A 2,500-nucleotide genomic window follows, 5' to 3' on the forward strand; every position below is an offset into this window, starting at 1 on the left:
CTTGATAGCTGATCTTTGTGATTGTAAATTTTGGTTGCGGGGGCAGGATTTGAACCTGCGGCCTTCAGGTTATGAGCCTGACGAGCTACCGGGCTGCTCCACCCCGCGTCACCAGCGCAAACCGCGTTGCGGTTTGTCGCGTCACCAGCGCAAACCGCGTTGCGGTTTATCGCTTGTTCCCTTGGCACCGTATTTCAGGTGTGCAGGGGTAATGTGCTCCAGAAGCGACAAAGGCCGCTTTGGTAGCGGCCTATTGTAACACGGCTAGGCCGTTTTTCAGAGTGTGATGAGAAGATTTTGTGAGGCATAAATTGCTTGGCAATTTAGCCTGAGTTGCGTTTGGCAGACCTGGCAGCGACCTACTCTCCCGCGTCTTAAGACGAAGTACCATGGGCGCAGGGGCGTTTCACGGCCGTGTTCGGAAAGGGAACGGGTGCAGCCACCCCGCCATAACCACCAGGTCGGCAAAGCGCAACTTCGGGCTAAACCGCGCCAGCGGTTTATGCCCTATGAGAAGCTGGATTTTTTTTATAAACACGTCGTTGGATTGCTCAAGCCGCATGAATGCTACGCATTCAGCGGGGGATAGGCATGAATGCTTCGCATTCAGCCTGTGATGAGCACTGGCAATGGGAACGATCAAGCCAATCGAGCTATTAGTACCGGTAAGCTTCATGCGTTGCCGCACTTCCACACCCGGCCTATCAACGTGGTCGTCTTCCACGGCTCTGATAGGGAACACTCGTTTCCAGGTTGGTTTCCCGCTTAGATGCCTTCAGCGGTTATCCATTCCATATATAGCTACCCTGCTATGCCCTTGGCAGGACAACAGGTCCACCAGAGATATGTCCATCCCGGTCCTCTCGTACTAGGGACAGATCCTGTCAATATTCCTACACCCACGGCAGATAGGGACCGAACTGTCTCACGACGTTCTGAACCCAGCTCACGTACCGCTTTAATTGGCGAACAGCCAAACCCTTGGGACCTGCTCCAGCCCCAGGATGCGATGAGCCGACATCGAGGTGCCAAACAACCCCGTCGATATGGACTCTTGGGGGTCATCAGCCTGTTATCCCCGGCGTACCTTTTATCCGTTGAGCGATGGCCCTTCCACACGGGACCACCGGATCACTATGACCGACTTTCGTCTCTGCTCGACTTGTCAGTCTCGCAGTCAGGCGGGCTTATGCCATTGCACTCGACGACCGATTTCCGACCGGTCTGAGCCCACCATCGCGCGCCTCCGTTACTCTTTCGGAGGCGACCGCCCCAGTCAAACTACCCACCATACACTGTCCCGGATCCGGATAACGGACCGCGGTTAGACATCCATGACGATAAGGGTGGTATTTCAAGGATGGCTCCACAAGAACTGGCGTCCCTGCTTCAAAGCCTACCACCTATCCTACACATGCCGACACGAATGCCAGTGTAAAGCTATAGTAAAGGTGCACGGGGTCTTTCCGTCTGACCGCAGGAACCCCGCATCTTCACGGGGAATTCAATTTCACTGAGTCTATGTTGGAGACAGCGGGGAAGTCGTTACGCCATTCGTGCAGGTCGGAACTTACCCGACAAGGAATTTCGCTACCTTAGGACCGTTATAGTTACGGCCGCCGTTTACTGGGGCTTCGATTCAGAGCTTGCACCCCTCCTCTTAACCTTCCAGCACCGGGCAGGCGTCAGACCCTATACGTCGTCTTGCGACTTCGCAGAGCCCTGTGTTTTTGGTAAACAGTCGCTACCCCCTGGTCTGTGCCACCCTCACATGCTTGCGCATATAAGGGTCACGCTTCTTCCGAAGTTACGCGTGCAATTTGCCGAGTTCCTTCAACATAGTTCTCTCAAGCGCCTTGGTATACTCTACCTGACCACCTGTGTCGGTTTCGGGTACGGTCTATACGGTGGAGCTATTTCCTGGAACCGCGTCCCCGCCCACACAATCCAATAAGTGTGAACAAGTTAAGCAATCCGTCACTACCACCAGGCCCACGAATATTAACGTGGTTCCCATCGACTACGCGTGTCCGCCTCGTCTTAGGGGCCGGCTAACCCTGCTCAGATTAACTTTAAGCAGGAACCCTTGGTCTTTCGGCGAGAGGGTCTCTCACCCTCTTTATCGTTACTCATGTCAACATTCGCACTTCCGATACCTCCAGGACCCCTCACGGGTATCCCTTCATCAGCTTACGGAACGCTCCGCTACCACTCCTCAAAGAGGAATCCTCAGCTTCGGTGCATGGCTTCAGCCCCGTTACATTTTCGGCGCAAAGACCCTTGACTAGACCAGTGAGCTGTTACGCTTTCTTTAAATGATGGCTGCTTCTAAGCCAACATCCTGGTTGTTTTGGGATCCTCACATCCTTTCCCACTTAGCCATGACTTGGGGACCTTAGCTGGAGGTTAGGGTTGTTGCCCTTTTCACGACGGACGTTAGCACCCGCCGTGTGTCTGCCTGATAGTACTCCCCGGTATTCGGAGTTTGGTTAGGATCAGT

1 tRNA gene and 2 rRNA genes (1 of these 3 cut by a window edge) are annotated in these 2,500 nt (G+C 54.1%); all 3 read right to left on the reverse strand.

From position 1 onward, the window contains the following. Positions 1-31 precede the first annotated feature (31 nt). Positions 32-108, reverse strand: a tRNA-Met gene (locus FHT73_RS29025). 238 nt (positions 109-346) lie between these two features. Beyond that, positions 347-461 (reverse strand): 5S ribosomal RNA (gene rrf / locus FHT73_RS29030). Positions 462-635: 174 nt separating this feature from the next. Then, positions 636-2,500 (reverse strand): 23S ribosomal RNA (locus FHT73_RS29035); it runs 1,065 nt beyond the window's last position.

The organism is Rhizobium sp. BK098 (genome assembly GCF_014193155.1).
Taxonomy (GTDB): domain Bacteria; phylum Pseudomonadota; class Alphaproteobacteria; order Rhizobiales; family Rhizobiaceae; genus Rhizobium.